Origin of the sequence: Streptomyces sp. P9-2 (genome assembly GCF_051903975.1) — a bacterium.
GTDB lineage: Bacteria > Actinomycetota > Actinomycetes > Streptomycetales > Streptomycetaceae > Streptomyces > Streptomyces cellulosae.
Genome location: NZ_CP192633.1, coordinates 86,301 through 109,719 on the forward strand (window position 1 = coordinate 86,301; position 23,419 = coordinate 109,719).

The window sequence follows — 23,419 nt, forward strand, 5'->3', positions numbered from 1 at the left end:
AGCCCTGTGACCGGTAAGTAACGCGCGTCACGTCTCACATGACGGACATCACACCGGCGGCAGAGGGGTCGAGAGGCGACGGGGCGTCAGCTCGCGGACGCCCGCCGTCCGGTGGGGCGGTACGGCGGGGCGGGCCGGTGGCCTGGCGGAAAGCCGTCGCGCGGGAGGGCCGCCGGTGCGAGGGTGGGGGCCGGTGTGTCCGCCCCTCGAAGGAGAACCCCGGCATGGCCGTCATCCATCGCACCACCCTCGAGCCGACCAAGCTGGAGCTGCTGACCGGCTGGCTGCCCACCCGGCCCTGGTACCACGGCGGTCCCGGGGCGCCGGAGCTCGCCAAGGCGGGCGGCTTCCGGCTGGACGACCCGAAGGGCGAGGTCGGCATCGAGTTCATGGTGGTACGGGACGGGTCGGGCGAGGGCCCGGTCTCCTACCTGGTGCCGCTCACCTACCGCGCCGCGCCGCTCGACGGGGCGGACGCGGCCCTCGTCGGCACCGCCGAGCACGGGGTGCTGGGCCGTCGCTGGATCTACGACGCCTGCCACGACCCGGTGGCCGTCGCGGAGTTGGCGGCGCTGGTCGAGGGCCGGGCGGAGCCGCAGGCGCAGAGTGTGAGCCACACCCCCGACCGTGAGGTGAGCCGCGCGCTGGCGGGCGAGGGTCCGGTGCCTGCGGAGTTCCCGGCGGTCGAGGACGGCGAGGAGCACACCGAGCTGACCGCGGCGGACGGCACGGTGCTGCGCGTGCTGCGCACCCTGCACCCCGCCCAGGACGGCGCCCCGCAGGCCGAGCCGGGCGCGGCGGGCCATGTCGCGGGGGCGTGGGACGCGCCGGACGGCGCCCGCGTGCAGGGCCTGATGGTTCTGCTGCTCACCCCGCCGCCCGCGCCGTGACAACGGGCACACGAGTGCCCGGGGTCGCGGGCGCGTCACTAGGCTGACCTCATGGTCAACCTGACACGCATCTACACGCGGACCGGCGACAAGGGCACCACCCACCTCGGGGACATGAGCCGGGTCGCCAAGACCGATCTGCGGATCTCCGCCTACGCGGACGCCAACGAGGCGAACGCGGTGATCGGCACCGCGCTCGCCCTGGGCGACCTGCCGGACGAGGTGGTCGCGGTCCTCACCCGCGTGCAGAACGACCTGTTCGACGTGGGCGCCGACCTGTCGACGCCGGTGGTGGAGGACCCGAAGTACCCGCCGCTGCGGGTCGAGCAGTTCTACGTCGACCGGCTGGAGGAGGACTGCGACCGCTTCAACGAGCAGCTCGAGAAGCTCCGCTCGTTCATCCTGCCGGGCGGCACGCCGGGCGCGGCCCTGCTGCACCAGGCGTGCACGGTGGTGCGCCGGGCCGAGCGCTCGACGTGGGCGGCCCTGGAGGCGCACGGCGAGACGATGAACCCGCTCACCGCGACCTACCTGAACCGCCTGTCGGACCTGCTGTTCATCCTGGCCCGCATCGCCAACAAGGAGACGGGCGACGTCCTGTGGGTGCCGGGCGGCGAGCGCTGAGCCCGGCCTGGGCCGCGCTCACCGGACCGCCTTCTCCCGGTCCGTCCCCGCGTCCTGCCCGGCGCCGGCGCCGCCCGAGGGCGTCTTCTTGGGCCACAGCCAGTAGGTGAGGGCGATCAGGCCGTGGATGCCGGCCGCCCGCCAGGCGGTGGAGCGCCAGGACTCCAGGGAGGTGACGCGGCCCGGGTCGCCGACGTACCAGATGGCGAGCTGGAGCAGCGCGGTCGCCACGGCGGCGGCGACGACCGTGCCCAGCCACACCCTGGTCTCGTGCCGGGCGCGGGCCAGGCCGTAGCGGGGTGGCCGGACCAGGGGGCGGCCGTCGAGGCGGTGCGCCGCGTGGCCGTCGAGCCACTTCACGGTGCGATGGCCGTGGCCCACGGTGTAGCCGATGTAGAGCGCGGCGAGCCCGTGGGTCCAGTTCGGCTCGGCGCCGTTCCTCAGGTCCCACGCGGTGACGACGAGCAGCACGACCTCCAGCACCGGCTCGCACAGCAGCAGCGCCAGGCCGGTGCGCGGCATCCGCAGCAGGTAGCGGAAGGCCAGTCCGGCCGCCAGCAGCACCCAGAACCCGATCTCGCAGGCGACGATCAAGGCGACGATCACGGTTCGCTCCTCTCGGTCTCCCCTCCAGGCTTCCGTGCGCTCCGGCCCGCCGCGTCGTCGCGGCCGACGAATCCGCGGTACATCGAAAGATGCAGTCCGGGACCGGTCTCGGGGATCAGGCGCGGGCCCCGGACAGCGTGTTGGATGGGATCCATGGCCGTACGACACCTCCGCCCGCCCCGCTTCGACGTGGCCGTCGCCCTCGCCGGACTGCTGGGCGGGCTGCTGCTGTGGGGGTTCGGGCTGGGCGTACGGCCGGACGACGACCCGGTCGTGCTGTTCGAGGGCCGGTGGGCCCTGCTGGTGCCGCTCACCGTGACGGCGTGCTGCGAGCTGCTGCGCCGCACCGCCCCGCGCACCGCGCTTGCCGTCGGCACGTCGGCGCTGGCCGGGGACGTCATGACGCAGGGCAGCATCGCGACGATCGTGATGTACACCGACCTGATGTACGCCGCCGTGGTCTACGGCTCCCCCGCGACCGCCCGCCGGCTGCCGTGGATCACCGGGGTGCTGACGCTGGCCGGGATGCTGGTGCCGTACGCCGTGTGGCGGGAGCCCGAGGCGCTGCTGATCGGGCTGGTGGTCGGCGCGGTGACCTTCGCGCCCGCGTCGACCGGGCTGATCGTGCGCAACCACCGGGACGCCGCCGACGCCGCCCGTCTCCAGGCCGAACAGACCGCGCTGCTCGCGGAGATGGACCGGGTGCAGGCGGTCACCGCGGAACGCTCGCGCATGGCGCGGGAGTTGCACGACCTGGTCGCCAACCACCTCTCGGCGATCGCCATCCACTCCACCGCCGCGCTCTCCCTGGACGACCCGGCGACCTCGAAGGACGCGCTCGCGGTGATCCGGGAGAACAGCGTCCAAGGTCTGTCCGAAATGCGACGGCTCATCGGCATCCTGCGCGACGGCGCCGACGACCGGGAGCCGGCCGCGACCCCGACCCTCGACGGTCTCGGCGCCCTGATCGACACCGCCCGCGCCAACGGCCTGGACGTCGCCCTGGACGCGGAGCACGGCGCCGTGCCCGCGCCGGTGGAGCTGGCCGCGTACAGGATCGTGCAGGAGTCGCTGACCAACGCGCTGAAGCACGCCGCTCCCGGCCGGGTGGAGGTGCGGCTGTACCGTTCGCCCGACGCCCTGGAGATCCGGGTGACCAGCCCTTACGGAGACCGGGACGGACCGCGTGCGCCGGGCTCGGGGGCCGGTCTGGTCGGGATGCGGGAGCGGGCCGCCCTGCTGGACGGCTCCTTCGAGGCGGGCCCGGAGGACGGCCCCGAGGGCAAGCGGTGGGTGGTGCGTGCCACCCTGCCGGTCACCGACGTCGAACAAGGAGAAGCCTGATGATCCGGGTCCTGGTCGCCGAGGACCAGTCCGCCGTCCGCGCGGGGCTGGTGCTGATCCTGCGCAGCGCGCCGGACGTCGAGGTGGTGGGCGAGGCGGGCGACGGCGAGCAGGCGGTGGCGCTCGCCCGTGAACTGCGCCCGGACGTGGTGCTGATGGACGTGCAGATGCCGCGTCTCGACGGGGTGTCGGCGACCCGGAAGGTGGTCGGGGAGAACCTCGCGGACGTGCTGGTGCTGACCACGTTCGACCTGGACGAGTACGTCTTCGGGGCGCTGCGGGCGGGGGCGGCCGGGTTCCTGCTGAAGAACACCGAGGCGCAGGACCTGATCGCGGCGGTGCGCACGGTGGCGGGCGGCGAGGGGATCGTCGCCCCGGCGGTGACCCGGCGCCTGATCGCCGAGTTCGCCGCGAAGCCGGCCCGGCCGGCCGCGGACCCGTCGGTGCTGGACGCGCTCACCCGGAGGGAGCGGGAGGTGCTGTCGTGCCTCGGGGAAGGGCTGTCGAACGCCGCCATAGCGGAGCGCCTGGACATGGCCGAGGCGACGGTGAAGACGCACGTCAGCCGGCTGCTGGGGAAGCTGGAGCTGCGCAGCCGGGTGCAAGCGGCGGTGCTGGCCCAGGAGTTGGGCGTCTGAAGGCGTCGTGAAGGTTTAGAAGACAAAGACCCGCGCACAGTGGTCCAGACCTCTTGACCCGTGGTCCAGACCTTTCTATTCTCGCCGCACCGTGGGCACGAAGGCTCAGTCGTGCCCCCATCCCCCAGAAGGAGGCGCGGCATGCGCTTCAGACACAGAGTCGCGGCCGGAATCGCGACCCTCGTGCTCCCCTTCGCCGGCCTCGTCGGCCTCGCGAACCCCGCCCAGGCGGCGACATCGGCGACCGCGACCTACGTCAAGACCCAGGACTGGGGCACCGGCTTCGAGGGCAAGTGGACCGTCAAGAACACCGGCACCACCAGCCTCAGCTCCTGGACCGTCGAGTGGGACTTCCCCTCCGGCACCTCGGTCACCTCCGCCTGGGACGCCGACGTCACCTCCTCCGGCACCCACTGGACCGCCAAGAACAAGTCCTGGAACGGCACCCTCGCCCCCGGCGCGTCCGTCAGCTTCGGCTTCAACGGCGCCGGCCCCGGCTCCCCCGCCAACTGCAAGCTCAACGGCGGCAGCTGCGACGGCGGCTCCACCGACCCCGGTGACAACCCGCCCAGCGCCCCCGGCACCCCGTCCGCCTCGGACATCACCAACACCTCGGTGAAGCTGTCCTGGAGCGCGGCCACCGACGACAAGGGCGTCAAGAACTACGACGTGCTGCGCGACGGCGCCAAGGTCGCCACCGTGACCGCCACCTCCTACACGGACACCGGTCTCACCGCCGGCACCGACTACTCGTACACCGTCCAGGCCCGTGACACCGCCGACCAGCTCGGCCCGGTCAGCGGCGCCCGCGCGGTGCGCACCACCGGCGGAGGCTCCACCGAGCCGCCCCCGGGCGACAAGGTGAAGCTCGGCTACTTCACCGAGTGGGGCGTCTACGGCCGCAACTACCACGTCAAGAACCTGGTGACCTCGGGCACCGCCTCGAAGATCACCCACATCAACTACGCCTTCGGCAACGTGAAGAACGGCCAGTGCACGGTCGACGACACCTACGCCGCCTACGACAAGGCGTACACCGCCGACCAGTCCGTCAGCGGGCAGGCCGACACCTGGGACCAGCCGCTGCGCGGCAACTTCAACCAGCTGCGCCAGCTGAAGGCCAAGTACCCGCACATCAAGGTGCTGTACTCCTTCGGCGGCTGGACCTACTCCGGCGGCTTCGGACAGGCCGCGCAGAACGCCGCCGCGTTCGCCCGCTCCTGCAAGCAGGTCGTGGAGGACCCGCGCTGGGCCGACGTCTTCGACGGCATCGACATCGACTGGGAGTACCCGAACGCCTGCGGTCTCACCTGTGACAGCAGCGGCCCGGCGGCCTTCCGCACCCTGATGCAGGCGCTGCGCGCCGAGTTCGGGTCCAACTACCTGGTCACCGCGGCCATCACGGCGGACGGCTCCAACGGCGGCAAGATCGACGCGGCCGACTACGGCGGCGCCGCCCAGTACCTCGACTGGTACAACGTGATGACGTACGACTACTTCGGCGCCTTCAACGCGCAGGGTCCGACGGCCCCGCACTCGCCGCTGACGTCGTACCCGGGCATCCCGCAGGCCGGCTTCAACTCGGCCGACGCCATCGCCAAGCTGAAGGCCAAGGGCGTCCCGTCCAAGAAGCTCCTGCTCGGCATCGGCTTCTACGGCCGCGGCTGGACCGGCGTCACCCAGTCCGCCCCCGGCGGCACCGCGACGGGCGCCGCGCCCGGCACGTACGAGGCGGGCATCGAGGACTACAAGATCCTGAAGAACAGCTGCCCGGCCACCGGCACCGTCGGCGGCACCGCGTACGCCCACTGCGGCACCAACTGGTGGTCCTACGACACCCCCGCCACCATCAACTCCAAGATGGCGTGGGCCAAGTCCCAGGGCCTCGGCGGCGCCTTCTACTGGGAGTTCAGCGGCGACACCGCCAACGGTGAGCTGGCCTCCGCCGTGGACGCCGGACTGAGGTAACCCCTCCGCACCCGGCACAAGCGATCGCCCCTCTTCCCGGTCCGGGAGGAGGGGCGATGTGCTTCAGCAGATCGGACGATCAGGCCACGTTCACCCGCTGGCCCGGGGGCGCCGCCTCCAGCCAGGCGAGGAAGCCGGTCAGGGCGTCCTCGCTCATCGCGAGCTCCAGCCGCGTGCCCCGGTGGACACACGCGAGGATCACCGCGTCGGACAGCAGCGCCAGCTCCTCCTCGCCCTCAGGGACGCGGCGGCCGGCCACCTCGATCGCGGAGCGCTCCAGGACGCGGCGCGGGCGCGGGGCGTAGGAGAACACCCGGAACCACTCGACCCGGTCGCCGTTGTAGCGCGCCACCCCGTAGGCCCAGCCCTTGCCGCCGGAGTCGCCCTTCTCGGGCGCGTCCCAGCGCAGACTGCAGTCGAAGGTGCCGCCCGACCGCTGGATGAGCCGACGCCGCAGGCCGAAGACGAAGAGCCCCACCACCACGAGGGCCACGACGATTCCGCACACAGTCAGAGCGAGGACCATCGGCACCGACCTCCTCGTCTCCTAGGTAACGGAACGGAAAAATCATCCAGATCTGCCTCAGCCGCGACCGGCTCCGGATCGCTCCGGTGCCGGCCGCGGCTGAGTGACGTCATCTCACCGTCGCCGGGATCAGCGCCCCGCCGTCGCCGCCCGCAGACGGACGTCCGCGGCGCGCTGGGCCTCGGCGTCGTCCTCCGCCTTCGCGCGGGCGAGGTCCTGCTCCACGCGCTGGACGTCGATCTCGTCCGACAGCTCGGCGACCTCGGCCAGCAGGGACAGCTTGTTGTCCGCGAACGAGATGAATCCGCCGTGCACCGCGGCGACGACCGTCCCGCCCTCGGGCGTGCGAATGGTCACCGGGCCCGACTCCAGCACACCGAGCAGCGGCTGGTGACCGGGCATGACGCCGATGTCGCCGGACGTGGTGCGCGCGACGACCAGGGTGGCCTCGCCGGACCAGACCTCTCGGTCGGCCGCGACCAGCGCGACGTGCAGCTCAGCAGCCAAGGTGGCTCCTCGGGTCACCACCCGGCGGTAGTGCCGGGTGTTGGTTACAAGTCTAGTGGGCGTGGCAGAGGGGGCGGGACGTGCCCGCCCCCTCAAGGGTGAGCCGTTCGGCTCACGTCAGAGCGCGGGGGTCAGGAGACGCCCAGCTCCTTCGCGTTCTTCTTCAGGTCCTCGATGCCACCGCACATGAAGAACGCCTGCTCCGGGAAGTGGTCGTACTCGCCGTCGCAGATCGCGTTGAAGGCCGCGATCGACTCGTCCAGCGGGACGTCCGACCCGTCGACGCCGGTGAACTGCTTGGCGACGTGGGTGTTCTGGGACAGGAAGCGCTCCACGCGACGGGCACGGTGGACGACGAGCTTGTCCTCCTCGCCGAGCTCGTCGATACCGAGGATCGCGATGATGTCCTGCAGGTCCTTGTACTTCTGCAGGATGTTCTTCACGCGCATGGCCGCGTCGTAGTGGTCCTGCGCGATGTAGCGCGGGTCCAGGATGCGGGACGTCGAGTCCAGCGGGTCCACGGCCGGGTAGATGCCCTTCTCCGAGATCGGACGGGAGAGCACCGTCGTCGCGTCGAGGTGGGCGAAGGTGGTGGCCGGGGCCGGGTCGGTCAGGTCGTCCGCGGGGACGTAGATCGCCTGCATCGAGGTGATCGAGTGACCACGGGTCGAGGTGATGCGCTCCTGGAGGAGACCCATCTCGTCGGCCAGGTTCGGCTGGTAGCCCACCGCGGAGGGCATACGGCCGAGCAGGGTCGACACCTCGGAACCGGCCTGGGTGAAGCGGAAGATGTTGTCGATGAAGAACAGCACGTCCTGCTTCTGCACATCGCGGAAGTACTCCGCCATGGTCAGACCGGCCAGGGCCACGCGCAGACGGGTGCCCGGGGGCTCGTCCATCTGGCCGAAGACCAGCGCGGTCTTGTCGATGACGCCCGACTCGCTCATCTCGTCGATGAGGTCGTTGCCCTCACGGGTGCGCTCACCGACACCGGCGAACACCGACACGCCGTCGTGGTTGTTGGCGACGCGGTAGATCATCTCCTGGATGAGCACCGTCTTGCCGACGCCGGCGCCGCCGAACAGACCGATCTTGCCGCCCTTGACGTACGGGGTCAGCAGGTCGATGACCTTGACGCCGGTCTCGAACATCTCGGTCTTCGACTCGAGCTCGTCGAAGTTCGGCGCCTTGCGGTGGATCGGCCAGCGCTCGCCCGTGTACTCCTCGTCGACGTTCAGCACCTCACCGAGGGTGTTGAACACCTTGCCGGTGGTGAAGTCGCCGACCGGCACGGAGATGGCGGCGCCCGTGTCGGTCACCGGGGCCTGGCGGACCAGACCGTCGGTGGGCTGCATGGAGATGGTGCGGACCAGGCCGTCACCGAGGTGCTGCGCGACCTCGAGGGTCAGCGTCTTGAGCTCGCCCTCCTTGGCCGGGTCGGCGACCTGGACGTGCAGGGCGTTGTAGATGTCCGGCATGGCGTCGACGGGGAACTCCACGTCGACGACCGGGCCGATGACCCGGGCGACGCGGCCCGTAGCCGTCGCGGTCTCAACAGTGGTGGTCATTAGTTGTCACTCCCCGCGGTCGCGTCGGCCAGGGCACTGGCGCCACCGACGATCTCGCTGATTTCCTGGGTGATTTCGGCCTGGCGGGCCGCGTTGGCAAGACGGGAGAGCGTGTTGATCAGCTCGCCCGCGTTGTCGGTGGCCGACTTCATCGCACGCCGCGTGGCGGCGTGCTTCGAAGCGGCCGACTGGAGCAGCGCGTTGTAGATCCGGCTCTCCACGTACCGCGGCAGCAGCGCGTCGAGGACGTCCTCCGCCGAGGGCTCGAAGTCGTACAGCGGCAGGATCTCGCCCTTGGTGGCGGTCTCCGCGGCCGCCTCGTCGAGGCGCAGCGGCAGCAGCCGGGAGCCGACCGCCGTCTGCGTCATCATCGAGACGAACTCGGTGTAGACGATGTGGAGTTCGTCCACGCCGCCGTCCGCCGTCTCCGCCTGGATGGCCTCGATCAGCGGCGCCGCGACCTTCTTGGCGTCCGCGTACGAGGGCTCGTCGGTGAAGCCGGTGAACGCCTCCGCGATCTTGCGCTCACGGAAGTTGTAGTGGGCCACACCGCGCCGGCCGACGATGTACGTGTCGACCTGCTTGCCCTCGCGCTCGAGGCGCTCGGTCAGCTGCTCCGCCGCCTTGATGGCGTTGGCGTTGAAGGCGCCGGCCAGGCCGCGGTCGCTCGTGAGGAGCAGGACCGCGGCACGGGTCGGGTTGTCCGCCTCCGTGGTGAGCGGGTGCTTGGTGTTCGACCCGGTTCCGACCGCCGTGACCGCGCGGGTGAGTTCCTGCGCGTACGGCGTGGAGGCCGCCACCTTGCGCTGCGCCTTGACGACGCGCGAGGCGGCGATCATCTCCATCGCCTTGGTGATCTTCTTGGTCGCGGTGACGGATCGGATGCGACGCTTGTAGACCCGGAGCTGAGCTCCCATGAGTCAGGTCCCTTCCTTACGTCACTTGGCGGCGGACGGGGCGTCCTCGCCGAGCAGCTTGCCGTCGCTCGTCTCGAACTGCTTCTTGAACTCGGCGATCGCGTCGGCCACGGCCTGCAGGGTGTCGTCCGACATCTTGCCGCCCTCACGGATGGAGGTCATGAGGCCCTGCTCCTTGCGGTGCAGGTACTCCAGGAGCTCCTTCTCGAAGCGGCGGATGTCCGCGACCGGCACGTCGTCCATCTTGCCGGTGGTGCCGGCCCAGACGGAGACGACCTGGTCCTCGGTCGACATCGGCTGGTACTGGTCCTGCTTCAGCAGCTCGACCATGCGCTGACCGCGCTCCAGCTGCGCCTTGGAGGCCGCGTCCAGGTCGGAGCCGAAGGCGGCGAACGCCTCGAGCTCACGGAACTGGGCGAGGTCCACGCGCAGACGGCCGGAGACCTGCTTCATCGCCTTGTGCTGGGCGGAACCGCCGACTCGGGAGACGGAGATACCGACGTTCAGCGCGGGGCGCTGACCGGCGTTGAAGAGGTCCGACTCCAGGAAGCACTGGCCGTCGGTGATGGAGATGACGTTGGTCGGGATGAACGCCGAGACGTCGTTGGCCTTCGTCTCGACGATCGGCAGACCGGTCATCGAGCCGGCGCCCATGTCGTCGGAGAGCTTCGCGCAGCGCTCCAGCAGACGGGAGTGCAGGTAGAAGACGTCACCCGGGTAGGCCTCGCGGCCCGGCGGGCGGCGCAGCAGCAGCGACACGGCGCGGTAGGCGTCGGCCTGCTTCGACAGGTCGTCGAAGATGATCAGGACGTGCTTGCCCTGGTACATCCAGTGCTGGCCGATGGCCGAGCCGGTGTACGGCGCCAGGTACTTGAAGCCGGCCGGGTCGGACGCCGGGGCGGCGACGATGGTCGTGTACTCCAGCGCGCCGTTCTCCTCCAGCGCGCGGCGGACCGACGCGATGGTGGAGCCCTTCTGGCCGATGGCGACGTAGATGCAGCGGACCTGCTTCTTCGGGTCGCCGGAACGCCAGTTGTCACGCTGGTTGATGATCGTGTCGACGGCCAGCGCGGTCTTGCCGGTCTGGCGGTCGCCGATGATCAGCTGACGCTGACCACGGCCGATCGGGGTCATGGCGTCGACGGCCTTGTAGCCCGTCTCCATCGGCTCGTGCACCGACTTGCGCTGCATGACCGTGGGGGCCTGCAGTTCGAGGGCGCGGCGGCCCTCGGTGTCGATCTCGCCGAGGCCGTCGATCGGGTTGCCGAGCGGGTCGACCACACGGCCGAGGTAGCCCTCGCCGACGGCGACGGACAGCACCTCGCCGGTGCGGGTGACCGGCTGGCCCTCCTCGATGCCGCTGAACTCACCGAGGACGATGGCACCGATCTCTCGCTCCTCGAGGTTGAGGGCGAGGCCGAGGGTGCCGTCCTCGAACTTCAGCAGCTCGTTGGCCATGGCCGAGGGCAGGCCCTCGACCTTCGCGATGCCGTCGCCGGCCAGGGTGACCGTACCGACCTCCTCGCGCGAGGCCGCGTCCGGCTTGTACGACTGGACGAAGTTCTCCAGCGCGTCCCGGATCTCCTCCGGCCGGATCGTGAGCTCCGCCATCTGAGTTCCCTGCTCTCCTTGTTGGGCCCGAAGTTTCACTTGGGGGGGATGGGGACTCCCCCCTACAGGAGGTGAATCCTCTGCACGGCCCAACCAGGGCCGTAAGTATGTACTGCTTATGAAGAATGTGGTGCTCAGCCCGCCAGACGGCGGCCCGCGTCCTCGAGCCGGTCCGCCAGGGAGCCGTTGATGACCTCGTCACCGACCTGCACCCGCATCCCGCCGACGACCTCGGGGTCGACGTCGAGGTTGAGGTGCATCCGGCGGCCGTAGAGCTTCGCCAGGGCGTCGCCCAGGCGCTGCTTCTGCCGGTCGCTGAGCGGCACCGCGGAGGTGACGACGGCCACCATGCGGTCCCGGCGGTCCGCGGCGAGCTTGGACAGGGACTCGAGTCCCGACTCCAGGCTACGTCCACGCGGCGCGGTCACCAGGCGCGTCACCAGACGCACCGTGGTCTCGTTGGCGCGCCCGCCGAGCAGGCTGCTCAGCAGCTCGCGCTTGGCGGAGGCGGTCGCGGACCGGTTGGTGAGGGCCGCGCGCAGCTGGGTGTCGGAGGCGACGATCCGGCCGAACCGGAACAGCTCGTCCTCGACGCTGTCGAGCGCGCCCGACTTCTGGGCGGCGGTGAGGTCGGCGATGTCCGCCAGTTCCTCGAGCGCGTCCACCAGGTCGCGGGACTGCGACCAGCGGGAGCGCACCAGGCCGGCCACCAGGTCGACGGTGGTGCCGCTGACCTGTGAGCCGAGCAGGCGCCGTGCCAGGTCGGCCTTGGCCTCACCGGCCTGCGCCGGGTCGGTGAGGACCCGACGCAGCGACACCTCGCGGTCGAGCAGCGCGGTGACGGCGGCCAGCTCGTCGGCGAGCACGGCCGCGTCCACGGACGTGGAGTCCGTCAGCGCGTCGAGACGCTCGCGTGCGGCTGCCAGGGCCTCGCGGCTCGCTCCGTTCATCGTGCGGCCTCTGCCTTCTGGTCGAGCTCGTCGAGGAAGCGGTCGATCACACGGCTCTGCCGGGCGTGGTCCTCGAGGGACTCGCCGACGAGCTTGCCGGCCAGTTCGGTGGCGAGCTTGCCGACGTCCTGGCGCAGCGCGGAGGCCGCGGCCTTGCGGTCGGCCTCGATCTGGGCGTGGCCGGCGGCGACGATCTCCTCGCGCTGGCGCTGGCCTTCCGCGCGCATCTCGGCGATGAGCGCGGCGCCCTGCTCCTGCGCCTCCTGGCGCAGACGCGCGGCCTCGTGCCGGGCCTCGGCGAGCTGGGCCTTGTACTGCTCCAGGACGCTCTGGGCCTCGACCTTCATGGCCTCGGCCTCTTCGATACCGCCTTCGATCGCCGCGCGGCGCTCCTCCAGAACCTTGTTGATGTTCGGGAGCAGCTTCTTCCAGAAGAAGAAGAACACGATGGCGAAGGCGATGGTGCCGACGAGCAGCTCGGGGCCCGGAGGAAGGAGCGGGTTCTGCTCCTCCTCGGCCGCCAGCTGTACCAGGTTGGCGATCACATCAGTGCCTTTCGTCGAAACGTGCCGGGTAAGGAGTGATTACTTACCGAACACGAACGGCATAACGATGCCGATGAGGGCGAGCGCCTCACAGAAGGCGAAGCCGAGGATCTGGTTGGCACGGATCAGGCCGGCGGCCTCGGGCTGGCGGGCCAGGGCCTGGGTGCCGTTACCGAAGATGATGCCGACGCCGATGCCGGGGCCGATGGCGGCGAGGCCGTAGCCGATGGAGCCGAGCGAACCGGAGACAGCGGCGAGGGTCTCAGTGGCAGCCATGCTGATTCTTCCTTCTCTTTCATGGACCGGCGGGGGTTGGCCACCGGACGATCTGGGGCTGTGGGGCGGTAGGGGCTCAGTGGTGCTCGGCCAGAGCGCCCTGGATGTACGAGCAGGCCAGCAGTACGAAGACGTACGCCTGGACGGCCTGCACGAAAAGCTCGAAGACGATCATGGCCATCGTCATGGCGAAGGAGACGCCGGCCGCCGGGATCATCCAGCCGTTCAGCAGGTACCAGGAGGCGACGGTGAACATCACCAGCATCAGGTGACCCGCGAACATGTTCGCGAACAGTCGGACCGCGTGCGTGAAGGGGCGGACCAGCAGGTTGGAGAAGAACTCGATGACCATGACGAGCGGCAGGACGGCGCCCAGCGACTTGTCGTAGCCGGTGAAGTTCTTGAAGGCGCCCACGAAACCGTGGCGCTTGAAGGTCAGCGCGACCCAGGTGATGTAGACGATCGCGGCCAGGACCATCGGGTAGGCGATGATCGAGGAGACCGGGAACTGGGCCAGCGGGATCACGGACCAGATGTTCATGATCCAGATGAAGAAGAACAGCGAGACCATGAAGGGGACGTACTTCTCGCCCTCCTTCTTGCCCAGGGTCTCGTAGACGATGCCGCGGCGGACGAAGTCGTAGCCGGCCTCACCGACCATCTGCAGCTTCCCCGGCACCACCTTGGCCTTGCCGAACGCCGCGTAGAAGAAGCTGACGACGACGAGGGTGGTGAGGAGGGCGAGCAGCATCACCTTGTTGAACTCGAACCCCCCGACCGTGGCGATCGGCTTGAAGAGGAACGAGTGCAGGCCCGGAGCCGGAAAGCCACACCCGTTGTCGGACATGATCCGACAACTCCAGTCAAAGGCGAGCTGGGTCTGGTCAGCACTCACCGCGGGCTCCTTCGGCGTGACGCATAGGTACGGCAACCTCGTTGTGTCGGCGCGGCGCAGGGCCGCGGGTCGGCACCGGACAGGTGTTACGGATGTGGGGGCGGCTGGGGGGCATCAAGCCTCGCGAATGAGCAGGCGTCAGATCGGATGCCCGCGCCCGCGATGCCGCAGTTGGCACCGGACGATAGCAGGAGTTCCCACGGCTCTTTATCGCGCCCCTACCCGTCACGACGACGGCCCCGTCTTCTCGGACTTCTCGTTCTTCTCCGCATCCGGATCGACATAGAAGATCTTGGCCTTCATGTGCGCGCGGGCCTGGGCGGCCATCCAGACGACCGTCGCGACGACGAGCGAGGCCGCGAACGTCCGGGGGTTGAAGAGGGAGGTGTCCTTGAAGACGCCGACGAAGATCAGCAGCAGCAGCAACTGGGCGACGTACAGCATCAGCCCCATGGCCTGGAACAGCTGCGGAAGCGATTTCGCCGTGCGCTGCAGGACGTAGAGGCCGATCCCCATGAACAGGATGGCCAGGACCGCGCCGACAGCCGCACCGAGCGCACCCTTGCCGCCCGCGACCGCACCGCTGACGGCGACGGTGATCGCTCCCGCAGCCGCTGTGGGCACAGCGCACTGCAGAAGGTTCCGGGCGTCATTGGACGGCATGGCGGCAACTCCGCAATTCACAGGGGGCGTGGTGTCGTCATGGACGAGCGTAAACCCCCGGGCCTGGTGCGATTTCACCGCACCGGTGAGCCGTCTAGAGGACGACTCGGCGGCTCTCTCCGGGGACTCGTGAACGGTATCACAAACTATTTGATGCAGTCTTTACCTGAACGGTGTGCATGGAGTCACACATGAGGGCGAACCTGCACCCCCGAGCGTGCGCCGAACCCTTATGTCTGATATTGGGGCGGTTGCTGCACCCAACTCCGCCCCATCGATCCCCCACGACTTGGCAATGCTCTAGTCGAATTCTTACCTTGAGCGTGACCGGTCGGCCAGGCGTGCGCGGGGTCCCACGGCGCTCGCGCCGTTGACGCCGGAGACACCGGCCGCCACGGGCGTACGGTCCCCGGCAGCGGCCTCCTGAGCCCCCTCCACGGCCTGCGCGCCCGCCTCCGCGGCGGCCGGGGCGGCGGTCTCCGGGACGTCGGCCTCCGTGGCCCTCCCGCGCCGGTAGCGCGGCGGCACGAACGCCTCCGCCCAGCGCGGGGCGCGCGGGGTGAAGCGCGGCAACAGGAGCAGCACCAGACCGATCGTCGAGAGGATCACCACACTCAGCACGATCCACATCGAGGCCGAGTTCACCGAGTACGCCAGGGCGCCGAAGGCGATCAGCGCCGACCAGAAGTACATGATCAGCACGGCCCTGCTGTGCGAGTGGCCGATCTCCAGCAGCCGGTGGTGCAGATGCCCCCGGTCCGCGGCGAACGGCGACTGGCCGCGCCAGGTGCGCCGCACGATCGCCAGGATCAGGTCGGCGGCCGGCACCGCGATGATGGTCAGCGGCAGCAGCAGCGGGATGTAGACCGGCACCGTCTGGTGCACGGCCTCCTTCTCCGAACCGGCGAACAGCTTCAGCGCGTCCGGGTCCACCTGCCCGGTCACGGAGATCGCGCCGGCGGCCAGCACCAGCCCGATGAGCATCGAGCCGGAGTCGCCCATGAAGATCCGCGCGGGGTGCATGTTGTGCGGCAGGAAGCCCAGGCACATGCCCATCAGGATCGCCGCGAACAGCGTCGCCGGGGCGGCCGCCTCGATGCCGTACGAGTACCAGATGCGGTAGGCGTACAGGAAGAACGCCGCCGCCGCGATGCAGACCATGCCGGCCGCGAGGCCGTCCAGTCCGTCGACGAAGTTGACCGCGTTGATCGTGATGACCACCAGGGCGACGGTGAGGAGCGTGCCCTGCCACTGGGTGAGCGCGACCGAGCCGACACCGGGGATGGGCAGCCACAGGATCGTCAGACCCTGCATGACCATCACGCCGGCGGCGATCATCTGTCCGCCCAGCTTGATCAGCGCGTCGATCTCGAACTTGTCGTCCAGGACGCCGATCAGCCAGATCAGCGCGGCCCCGGAGAGCAGCGCCCGTGGTTCGTTGGACTTCTCGAAGAGCGTGTTCAGGTTGGTCAGGTGGTCGGCGACCAGCAGACCGGCGCACAGGCCGAAGAACATCGCGATCCCGCCGAGCCGCGGAGTGGGCTCCCGGTGCACGTCACGTGCCCGGATCTCCGGCATCGCCCCCGCCACGATCGCGAACTTCCGCACCGGTCCCGTCAGGAGGTACGTCACCGCGGCCGTGATGCAGAGCGTCAGCAGGTATTCACGCACGGGCTTCCCCACAGATCTCGCTGGCCTTCACAGCCCCACACCCTAGCGAGGGGCGGATACGAGTGGGGACTGCCGGGTGGTGACGATGGTTGCACGGACGGGCCCGCGAAGTGGCCGGGGACGGGCTCAGCGGGGGTACGGAGGGAAGGCCGCGACCAGGTCGCGGACGTCCTCCCGGGCCCGTGCGGGGTCCGTGCCGCCGCGCAGCACGCTCGCCAGCATCCCGGCGACCAGCGTCATCTCCCCCGTCCCCATGCCCTGCGTGGTGACGGCCGCCGTGCCCAGCCTGAGGCCCCGGGCGTCGTCGTGAGGCAGCGCACAGGAGTCCAGGACCATGCCCGCCGCCGCCAGCCGGCCGCGCGCGGTGCGCCCGTCGACGCCGAGCGGGGCCGGGTCGGCGGTGATCAGGTGGGTGTCGGTGCCCCCTGTGGTGACGGTCAGGCCCTCGGCGGCGAGCGCGGCGGCCAGCGCCCGCGCGTTGGTGACGACCTGGTGGGCGTACGCGGCGAAGCCGGGGGTGGCCGCCTCCCCGAAGGCGACGGCCTTGGCGGCGATGGTGTGCATCTGCGCCCCGCCCTGGGTGAAGGGGAACACCGCCCGGTCCAGCCGCTCGGCCAGCTCCGTGCCGCACAGCAGCATCCCGCCGCGCGGCCCCCGCAGCACCTTGTGCGTGGTCGCGCACACGATGTCCGCGTACGGCACCGGGCTGGGCGCCGCTCCCCCGGCGACGAGCCCCATGGGGTGCGCCGCGTCCGCGATCAGGTAGGCGCCCACCTCGTCGGCGACCTCGCGGAAGAAGGCGTAGTCGATGTGGCGCGGATAGGAGATGGAGCCGCACACGATCGCCTTGGGGCGATGGGTGCGGGCCAGGGCGCGGACCTGCTCGTGGTCGATCAGGCCGCTCTCCGCGTCCACCCCGTAGCCGACGAAGTCGAACCAGCGCCCCGAGAAGTTGACCGGGGAGCCGTGGGTGAGATGGCCGCCGTAGGGCAGGCCGAGGGCGAGGACGGTGTCGCCGGGGCGCAGCAGGACGGCGTAGGCGGCGAGCACCGCGGAGGAGCCGGAGTGCGCCTGGACGTTGGCGTGCTCGGCGCCGAACAGCGCCTTGGCGCGGTCCACGGCGAGCCGTTCGGCCACGTCGACGATCTCGCAGCCGCCGTGGTGCCGGTTGCCCGGGTAGCCCTCGGCGTACTTGTTGGCCAGCGGTGAGCCCAGGGCGGCCAGCACCGCGGGCGACATGAAGTTCTCGGCGGCGATCAGCTGGAGCGTGGTCGCCTGCCGCTCGCGCTCCCCGAGCAGCACCTCGGCGAGCTCGGGGTCCTGCCGGCGCAGGACATCGGCCTCGACCGCAGGGGTGACCGTCATGGTGGACTCCCGGACGTCGGCACTGACGTAGGACCAATGTAGGCCCGCCCGTCCCGGTGCGCCCGAGTTCTTGCATCCGCCCCGCGGGCGCCGCCCGGCGCTCAGGTCCGCGCGGGCACTCCGGTCAGCGCCGTGACCACGGGGTCCAGCGCCTGGTGTATCTCGTCGCCGATCGACCGGAAGAAGGTCAGCGGGGCGCCGTACGGGTCGTGCACCTCGTCGGCCTCGGCGGTGGGCGCCAGCAGCCAGCCGCGCAGCGCGGCGGCGGCGCGGACCAGGGCGCGGGCGCGGACGACCAGGCCGTCCTCCAGGGGCGGCAGGGTGGCCGGGTCGATGGCGTTCACCAGGCGGGTGAACTCCTTGAGCGTGAAGGTGCGCAGGCCCGCCGAGTGGCCCATGGAGATGACCTGGGCGCGGTGGTCGCGGGTCGCGGTCAGCACGAGGTCGGCGCGGATGACGTGCTCGTCGAGCAGCTCCCGGCCGGTGAAGCCGGAGGCGTCCGCGCCGTACTCCGCGAGGACGGTCTCCGCGTGGGACTCCATGGGGGCGCCCTCGTGGCCCCAGGTGCCGGCGCTCTCGACGACGAGACCGCCGCCGAGGACGCCCAGGCGCTGGTGCACGAAATGCCGGGTCAGCCGTTCGGTGATGGGCGAGCGGCACACGTTTCCGGTGCTGACGTGGAGGATCCGGAAGGTGTCGCGCGGGAGCCCCACGAAGGTGGTCGTGATCTCCGCTGCCCGTTCCCCGTTGCCTATGCCACGCCCCGCCTCAGGGGCCGTCAATTCGCCACCTCGAGATCGGGTACCACCTTGCGCAGCTCGTCGGGCGAGAGCGCGCCCTCGCGCAGCAGCACGGGCACCGGGCGGGTGACGTCGACGATGGAGGACGGCACGTTGCCCGGGGTGGGACCGCCGTCCAGGTACACGGAGACGGAGTCGCCGAGCATCTCCTGCGCGGCGTCGCAGTTCTCCGGCGCCGGGTGGCCGGTGAGGTTGGCGGAGGACACGGCCATCGGGCCGACCTCGGTGAGCAGCTCGATGGCGACCGGGTGCAGGGGCATGCGCACCGCGACCGTGCCGCGGGTGTCGCCGAGGTCCCACTGGAGGGACGGCTGGTGGCGGGCGACCAGGGTCAGCGCGCCCGGCCAGAAGGCGTCGACCAGCTCCCAGGCCATCTCGGAGAAGTCCGTGACCAGGCCGTGCAGGGTGTTCGGGGAGCCGATGAGGACGGGCGTGGGCATGTTGCGGCCGCGGCCCTTGGCCTGGAGCAGGTCGGCGACGGCGTCCGCGGTGAAGGCGTCGGCGCCGATGCCGTACACGGTGTCCGTCGGCAGCACCACGAGCTCGCCCCGGCGCACGGCGGACGCGGCTTCACGCAGACCGGTCGCGCGGTCGGTCGCGTCGTTGGTGTCGTATCGCCGAGCCATTTAGCGGGCCTCCTCGTACGGGTGCTGCTGGGGGGATGAAGTATGCGCCAGGACGGTCACGGCAGCGCCTTGCGGGCGGTGGCGAACCGGGGGCGGTTGTTGAGATCGGGGTGGTCTGCCGCGTCGGTCCAGCCGCGGTCCTCGGCGAAGATCCACGGCACCTGGCCGCCCTGGGTGTCGGCGTGCTCGACGACGACCACGCCGCCGGGGCGCAGCAGCCGGTGCGCGGTGCGCTCCAGGCCGCGGATCAGTTCGAGTCCGTCCTCGCCGGAGAACAGGGCCAGTTCGGGGTCGTAGTCGCGGGCCTCGGGGGCGACGTACTCCCACTCGGTGAGCGGGATGTACGGCGGGTTGGAGACCACCAGGTCGACCTGGCCGTCGAGGTCCGGGAAGGCCGTCAGGGCGTCGCCCTGGCGCAGTTCGACCCTGGACCCCTCCATGTTCTTGCGGGTCCACCTGAGGGCGTCCTCGGACAGCTCCACGGCGTACACGCGGGAGCGGGGGACCTCCTGGGCGAGGGCGAGGGCGATCGCGCCGGAGCCGGTGCACAGGTCGACGATGCACGGCTCGACCACGTCCATGGCGCGCACCGCGTCTATGGCCCAGCCGACGACCGACTCGGTCTCCGGGCGGGGCACGAAGACGCCGGGGCCGACCTGGAGCTCCAGGTAGCGGAAGTACGCCCGTCCGGTGATGTGCTGGAGCGGCTCGCGGGCCTCGCGGCGGGCGATGACCTCCCAGTAGCGGGCGTCGAAGTCCGTGTCCTTGACCGTGTGCAGCTCGCCGCGCTTGACGCCGTGCACGAACGCGGCGAGCTCCTCCGCGTCGGTGCGCGGCGAGGGCACGCCCGCGTCGGCGAGCCGCTGGGTGGCCTGGGCCACCTCGGCGAGCAGCAGGTTCACTGGTCCTCCGGACTGTCTTCGGGTGCTTAGGCGGCGGCGAGCTTGGCGGCCGAGTCCGCGTCGACGCAGGCCTGGATCACCGCGTCGAGGTCGCCGTCCAGGACCTGGTCCAGGTTGTACGCCTTGAAGCCGACGCGGTGGTCCGAGATGCGGTTCTCCGGATAGTTGTACGTCCGGATCTTCTCGGAGCGGTCGACGGTGCGGACCTGGCTGCGGCGCGCGTCGGCGGCCTCGCGCTCCGCCTCCTCCTGCGCCATGGCGAGGAGCCTGGAGCGCAGGATACGCAGGGCCTGCTCCTTGTTCTGCAGCTGGCTCTTCTCGTTCTGGCAGGAGGCGACGACGCCGGTCGGGAGGTGCGTGATGCGCACGGCGGAGTCGGTGGTGTTCACCGACTGCCCGCCGGGGCCGGACGAACGGTAGACGTCGATGCGCAGGTCGTTCGGGTTGATCTCCACGTCGACCTCCTCGGCCTCCGGGGTCACCAGGACGCCCGCGGCGGAGGTGTGGATGCGGCCCTGCGACTCGGTGGCCGGCACGCGCTGCACGCGGTGCACGCCGCCCTCGTACTTCAGCCGGGCCCACACGCCCTGGCCGGGCTCGGTCTGCCCGCGGGACTTCACCGCGACCTGGACGTCCTTGTAGCCGCCCAGCTCGGACTCGGTGGCGTCGATGATCTCGGTCTTCCAGCCGACGCGCTCGGCGTAGCGCAGGTACATGCGCAGCAGGTCGCCCGCGAACAGGGCGGACTCGTCGCCGCCGGCGCCCGCCTTGATCTCGAGGATGACGTCCTTGTCGTCGCTGGGGTCACGCGGGACCAGCAGCAGCCGCAGCTTCTCGGTGAGCTCCTCGCGCTGCTGCTCGAGGTCCTTGACCTCGGCGGCGAAGTCCGGGTCGTCGGCGGCCAGTTCGCGCGCGGCCTCGATGTCGCCGCCGGTCTGCTTCCAGGAGCGGTACGTGGCGACGATCGGGGTGAGTTCGGCGTAGCGCTTGTTCAGCTTGCGCGCGTTGGCCTGGTCGGCGTGGACCGACGGGTCGGCGAGCTTCTTCTCCAGGTCGGCGTGCTCGGCGACGAGTTCCTCGACGGCCTCGAACATGGTGGGCTCCTGCTGGTACGTGGGTGAAGGGGCGGGCGACCAAAAACGCCGGTCCCGGCCTGCCCCCGGGCGGGGGCGCGGCCGTGGACCGGCGAATCGGTGCTCGCTACTTCTTGGAGCCGGCAGCCTTGCCGAAGCGGGCCTCGAAGCGGGCCACACGGCCACCGGTGTCGAGGATCTTCTGCTTGCCCGTGTAGAACGGGTGGCACTCGGAGCAGACCTCGGCGCGGATGTTGCCGCTGGAGATCGTGCTGCGGGTGGTGAACGACGCGCCGCAGGTGCAGCTGACCTGCGTCTCGACGTACTCGGGGTGGATGTCGCGCTTCAAGGTGTCTCCTAGGTTTCGGGAGGGCGCCGGGTCGCCGCCCGCGGGATGCGGGAGCGTGAACCGGGGCCGACGTACCAGTCTGCCAGGACGGGGGCCGTCTCCCAAAACGGGGGTGGCCCCGGGAGACATTCCCGGGGCCACCTCGCGGTCCTGCGGACGTGCGGCGGGCTCAGCCCAGCACGTCGTACTGCTGGTAACCCGTGCCCATGGACAGCCGTGCCGAGAAGAACGGCGCGGCGTTGCGGCCGGTGCCCCGGTACAGGTACATCGTGCCGCTCGGGGTGCGGGCCAGCAGGTCCGCCTTCCCGTCGCCGCTGACGTCCCCGACCGTGACGATCGCGTTGTACGTGGTGCTCTTCCACGTGGCCAGCTTGGTCCGGCCCGTGAAGGAGCCGGAGCCGGCCTTGCCGGTGCCCTTGTACAGGTACAGGTCGCCGGTGGAGCGGACACGGGCCACGAGGTCCGTGCGGCCGTCACCGGTGAAGTCGCCGTGGCCGCGCAGGACGTCGAACCCGGCCCAGCCCGTGCCCGTCTTCAGACGGGCCGAGAAGGTGCCGTTGCCCTTGCCCGGGTAGGTCCACAGCACGCCCGCCGAGTCCACCATCAGCAGGTCGGGCAGGTAGTCGCCGGTCACGTCACCGGGGGTGACGATCTGGCGGACGGACTTCCAGCCGGTGCTGAGCCGCTTGGTGGCCCAGCTGTCGCTGGAGATCACGTAGTGCGCCCAGTACAGGGACCCGTCCGTGGCGCGGTAGACGAGGTCCTGGTAGCCGTCACGGTCGAGGTCGGTCTGGAGGACGACGTTGACGCCCCTCCAGTCACCCCACGCCTCCTGGGCGGCGAACTTGGAGCTCAGCGAGTTCCGGGAGTAACCGACACCCGTGGACTTCTTGCGGGCCCACAGGTCGGCGCGGTGGTCGCCGTTGATGTCGGTGTCGTCGATGCGCGGGTAGGTGGCGCCGACGTAGCTCGTCACCTTGGTGAAGACGCCGTAGGCGCCCTTCTCCACGCAGTCCTCGACGCCCCACGAGACGACGCCGACGATCCGGTTGTTGACCACCAGCGGACCACCGGAGTCGCCGTTGCAGGCGGTGGTGGTGCCGGCGTCGCTGCCGGTGGCCGGCGTGCCCGCGCAGACCATGTGCCCGCGGACGTAGTAGCTGCCCCAGGCGGTGCCACAGGTGGCGTCCGACTGGATCGGCAGCGTCGCCGTCTTCAGGTACTCGGAGATCTCGTCGCTGGTGGAGCTGGTGCGCCCCCAGCCGTAGACCCGGGCGTTGGTCCCGGCCGCGTACGACGCGGTGTCGCCCGCGGTCGTCATGCGCAGCGGCGTGGCCTTCACCGGCACCGGCAGCGTGAGCACCGCGATGTCGTTGTCGATGGCGGCCTCGTTGTACGTGGGGTTGTTCCACTGCCGCCACACACCGGAGACGGTGCCGCCGTGCAGGTCGCCGTCGGCGGACGGCAGCTGGGTGGCGCCCGTGACGACGGCGCCGTTCAGGTACCAGTTGTAGCCCTTGACGCAGTGCGCGGCGGTGAGGATCTTCGTCGGCGCGACGACGGTGCCGCCGCAGAAGAAGCCCTCGCCGGTGTACGGGTCGTAGTAGTGCAGCTGCGCCATCCAGGGCGCCGCGGAGATCGTGGTGGTGGTGCCACCGATGATCTTCGCGTCGATGCCGGAGCCGGCCTTGCCGCTCGTGCTGAGCGGCGCCTTCTCCTTGGCCCGGCCGGCCTCGTCCGCCGCCATCGCCTTGACGACGCGGCTGATCAGCTCGGACTGGGACGGTGTCTCCGTCGCCGGAGAGACGTTCGGCTGGGGCAGCGCCGGCGCCGCCTGGGCCGCCGGCGCCGACAGCAGCGCCGCTCCGACGGCCGCGGCGGCACCGGCCGCGGCCACGGCGAACCGGCGTCTGCGACGGCCGGGTCCGGACATGGGTGTAACCATGCAATTCCCCCCTCGGGATATGGAGTTCGAGCATTGAATCCCGTTCAGGGACAGCTCGAAGCAGCGTGATCGTACACCTGTCCGACGACAGTTGTGTACGAAAAACGGCCGCCCCGTGGAGGAGCGGCCGTTCGCGTGCCCGCGCGGGGGCCCGAGGGAA

General features: G+C 70.6%; 24 protein-coding genes. 5 read left to right on the plus strand and 19 right to left on the minus strand.

Annotation, left to right across the window (positions count from 1 at the left end):
* The first annotated feature begins 224 nt into the window (after positions 1–224).
* Both ACQY0Z_RS00365 and ACQY0Z_RS00370 read left to right on the plus strand, forming a co-directional pair.
* Positions 225–890 (plus strand): maltokinase N-terminal cap-like domain-containing protein, encoded by a 666-nt coding sequence (locus ACQY0Z_RS00365; RefSeq protein ID WP_254586944.1) that lies wholly within the window; start codon positions 225–227, stop codon positions 888–890.
* A 51-nt stretch (positions 891–941) separates the two neighbouring features.
* A complete protein-coding gene (locus ACQY0Z_RS00370; protein WP_019524076.1) occupies positions 942–1,514 on the plus strand; it encodes a cob(I)yrinic acid a,c-diamide adenosyltransferase in 573 nt (190 codons plus the stop codon).
* 18 nt (positions 1,515–1,532) lie between these two features.
* On the opposite strand, the gene ACQY0Z_RS00375 is transcribed toward ACQY0Z_RS00370, so the two are convergent.
* Positions 1,533–2,120 (minus strand): hypothetical protein, encoded by a 588-nt coding sequence (locus tag ACQY0Z_RS00375; RefSeq protein ID WP_189904671.1) that lies wholly within the window; start codon positions 2,118–2,120, stop codon positions 1,533–1,535.
* Between the two features lie 153 nt (positions 2,121–2,273).
* On the opposite strand from ACQY0Z_RS00375, the gene ACQY0Z_RS00380 reads away from it, so the two are divergent.
* From ACQY0Z_RS00380 to ACQY0Z_RS00390, 3 genes are all read left to right on the plus strand, one after another.
* Positions 2,274–3,464 (plus strand): sensor histidine kinase, encoded by a 1,191-nt coding sequence (locus ACQY0Z_RS00380; RefSeq protein WP_347224363.1) that lies wholly within the window; start codon positions 2,274–2,276, stop codon positions 3,462–3,464.
* Entirely contained in the window at positions 3,464–4,102 is a 639-nt protein-coding gene (locus ACQY0Z_RS00385) for a response regulator (RefSeq protein WP_254586947.1), read from the plus strand. The genes ACQY0Z_RS00380 and ACQY0Z_RS00385 overlap by 1 nt, the downstream gene beginning before the upstream one ends.
* 141 nt (positions 4,103–4,243) lie before the next feature.
* Positions 4,244–6,070: a glycosyl hydrolase family 18 protein gene (locus ACQY0Z_RS00390; protein ID WP_254586948.1), complete on the plus strand. Its 1,827-nt coding sequence runs from the start codon at positions 4,244–4,246 to the stop codon at positions 6,068–6,070.
* A gap of 79 nt (positions 6,071–6,149) precedes the next feature.
* On the opposite strand, the gene ACQY0Z_RS00395 is transcribed toward ACQY0Z_RS00390, so the two are convergent.
* The 18 genes from ACQY0Z_RS00395 to ACQY0Z_RS00480 all read right to left on the minus strand — a co-directional run bounded on the left by ACQY0Z_RS00395 (position 6,150) and on the right by ACQY0Z_RS00480 (position 23,247).
* The gene (locus tag ACQY0Z_RS00395) at positions 6,150–6,596 is read right to left on the minus strand and encodes a DUF2550 domain-containing protein (protein ID WP_136238864.1); all 447 of its coding nucleotides are present in this window, start codon (positions 6,594–6,596) and stop codon (positions 6,150–6,152) included.
* Positions 6,597–6,725: 129 nt separating this feature from the next.
* The gene (locus tag ACQY0Z_RS00400) at positions 6,726–7,103 is read right to left on the minus strand and encodes a F0F1 ATP synthase subunit epsilon (RefSeq protein WP_189904676.1); all 378 of its coding nucleotides are present in this window, start codon (positions 7,101–7,103) and stop codon (positions 6,726–6,728) included.
* Between the two features lie 131 nt (positions 7,104–7,234).
* Positions 7,235–8,671 carry a F0F1 ATP synthase subunit beta gene (gene atpD / locus ACQY0Z_RS00405; protein WP_189904677.1) on the minus strand — a complete coding sequence of 479 codons (1,437 nt, stop codon included), beginning with the start codon at positions 8,669–8,671 and terminating at the stop codon, positions 7,235–7,237.
* Complete coding sequence (locus ACQY0Z_RS00410) at positions 8,671–9,588, minus strand: F0F1 ATP synthase subunit gamma (protein WP_189904679.1); 918 nt, start codon at positions 9,586–9,588, stop codon at positions 8,671–8,673. The genes atpD and ACQY0Z_RS00410 overlap by 1 nt, the downstream gene beginning before the upstream one ends.
* Positions 9,589–9,609: 21 nt before the next feature.
* Positions 9,610–11,199, minus strand: coding sequence for a F0F1 ATP synthase subunit alpha (gene atpA, locus ACQY0Z_RS00415; RefSeq protein WP_189904681.1), 1,590 nt, complete (start codon positions 11,197–11,199; stop codon positions 9,610–9,612).
* A 134-nt stretch (positions 11,200–11,333) separates the two neighbouring features.
* The gene (locus ACQY0Z_RS00420; protein ID WP_189904683.1) at positions 11,334–12,149 is read right to left on the minus strand and encodes a F0F1 ATP synthase subunit delta; all 816 of its coding nucleotides are present in this window, start codon (positions 12,147–12,149) and stop codon (positions 11,334–11,336) included.
* Entirely contained in the window at positions 12,146–12,694 is a 549-nt protein-coding gene (locus ACQY0Z_RS00425) for a F0F1 ATP synthase subunit B (RefSeq protein WP_189904685.1), read from the minus strand. Before ACQY0Z_RS00425 ends, ACQY0Z_RS00420 begins: the two co-directional genes overlap by 4 nt.
* Positions 12,695–12,733: 39 nt before the next feature.
* Positions 12,734–12,970 carry an ATP synthase F0 subunit C gene (gene atpE / locus ACQY0Z_RS00430; protein ID WP_093768138.1) on the minus strand — a complete coding sequence of 79 codons (237 nt, stop codon included), beginning with the start codon at positions 12,968–12,970 and terminating at the stop codon, positions 12,734–12,736.
* A gap of 76 nt (positions 12,971–13,046) precedes the next feature.
* Complete coding sequence (gene atpB / locus ACQY0Z_RS00435) at positions 13,047–13,817, minus strand: F0F1 ATP synthase subunit A (RefSeq protein WP_189904734.1); 771 nt, start codon at positions 13,815–13,817, stop codon at positions 13,047–13,049.
* Between the two features lie 273 nt (positions 13,818–14,090).
* On the minus strand, positions 14,091–14,528 hold the full coding sequence (locus ACQY0Z_RS00440) for a hypothetical protein (RefSeq protein ID WP_093768136.1): 438 nt from the start codon (positions 14,526–14,528) through the stop codon (positions 14,091–14,093).
* A gap of 312 nt (positions 14,529–14,840) precedes the next feature.
* The gene (locus tag ACQY0Z_RS00445) at positions 14,841–16,199 is read right to left on the minus strand and encodes an MraY family glycosyltransferase (protein WP_189904687.1); all 1,359 of its coding nucleotides are present in this window, start codon (positions 16,197–16,199) and stop codon (positions 14,841–14,843) included.
* Between the two features lie 126 nt (positions 16,200–16,325).
* Positions 16,326–17,564: a serine hydroxymethyltransferase gene (glyA, locus tag ACQY0Z_RS00450; RefSeq protein WP_189904688.1), complete on the minus strand. Its 1,239-nt coding sequence runs from the start codon at positions 17,562–17,564 to the stop codon at positions 16,326–16,328.
* Positions 17,565–17,665: 101 nt separating this feature from the next.
* The gene (locus ACQY0Z_RS00455; RefSeq protein ID WP_189904690.1) at positions 17,666–18,346 is read right to left on the minus strand and encodes an arsenate reductase/protein-tyrosine-phosphatase family protein; all 681 of its coding nucleotides are present in this window, start codon (positions 18,344–18,346) and stop codon (positions 17,666–17,668) included.
* Positions 18,343–18,990, minus strand: a complete 648-nt coding sequence (locus ACQY0Z_RS00460; RefSeq protein WP_189904697.1) for an L-threonylcarbamoyladenylate synthase — start codon at positions 18,988–18,990, stop codon at positions 18,343–18,345. Before ACQY0Z_RS00460 ends, ACQY0Z_RS00455 begins: the two co-directional genes overlap by 4 nt.
* A 56-nt stretch (positions 18,991–19,046) precedes the next feature.
* Positions 19,047–19,892: a peptide chain release factor N(5)-glutamine methyltransferase gene (gene prmC, locus ACQY0Z_RS00465; protein WP_019524094.1), complete on the minus strand. Its 846-nt coding sequence runs from the start codon at positions 19,890–19,892 to the stop codon at positions 19,047–19,049.
* 26 nt (positions 19,893–19,918) lie between these two features.
* Positions 19,919–20,986, minus strand: coding sequence for a peptide chain release factor 1 (gene prfA, locus ACQY0Z_RS00470; RefSeq protein WP_189904699.1), 1,068 nt, complete (start codon positions 20,984–20,986; stop codon positions 19,919–19,921).
* A 106-nt stretch (positions 20,987–21,092) separates the two neighbouring features.
* Entirely contained in the window at positions 21,093–21,314 is a 222-nt protein-coding gene (rpmE, locus tag ACQY0Z_RS00475; RefSeq protein ID WP_006130146.1) for a 50S ribosomal protein L31, read from the minus strand.
* A 169-nt stretch (positions 21,315–21,483) separates the two neighbouring features.
* Positions 21,484–23,247: a trypsin-like serine protease gene (locus ACQY0Z_RS00480; RefSeq protein ID WP_189904701.1), complete on the minus strand. Its 1,764-nt coding sequence runs from the start codon at positions 23,245–23,247 to the stop codon at positions 21,484–21,486.
* Positions 23,248–23,419 lie beyond the last annotated feature (172 nt).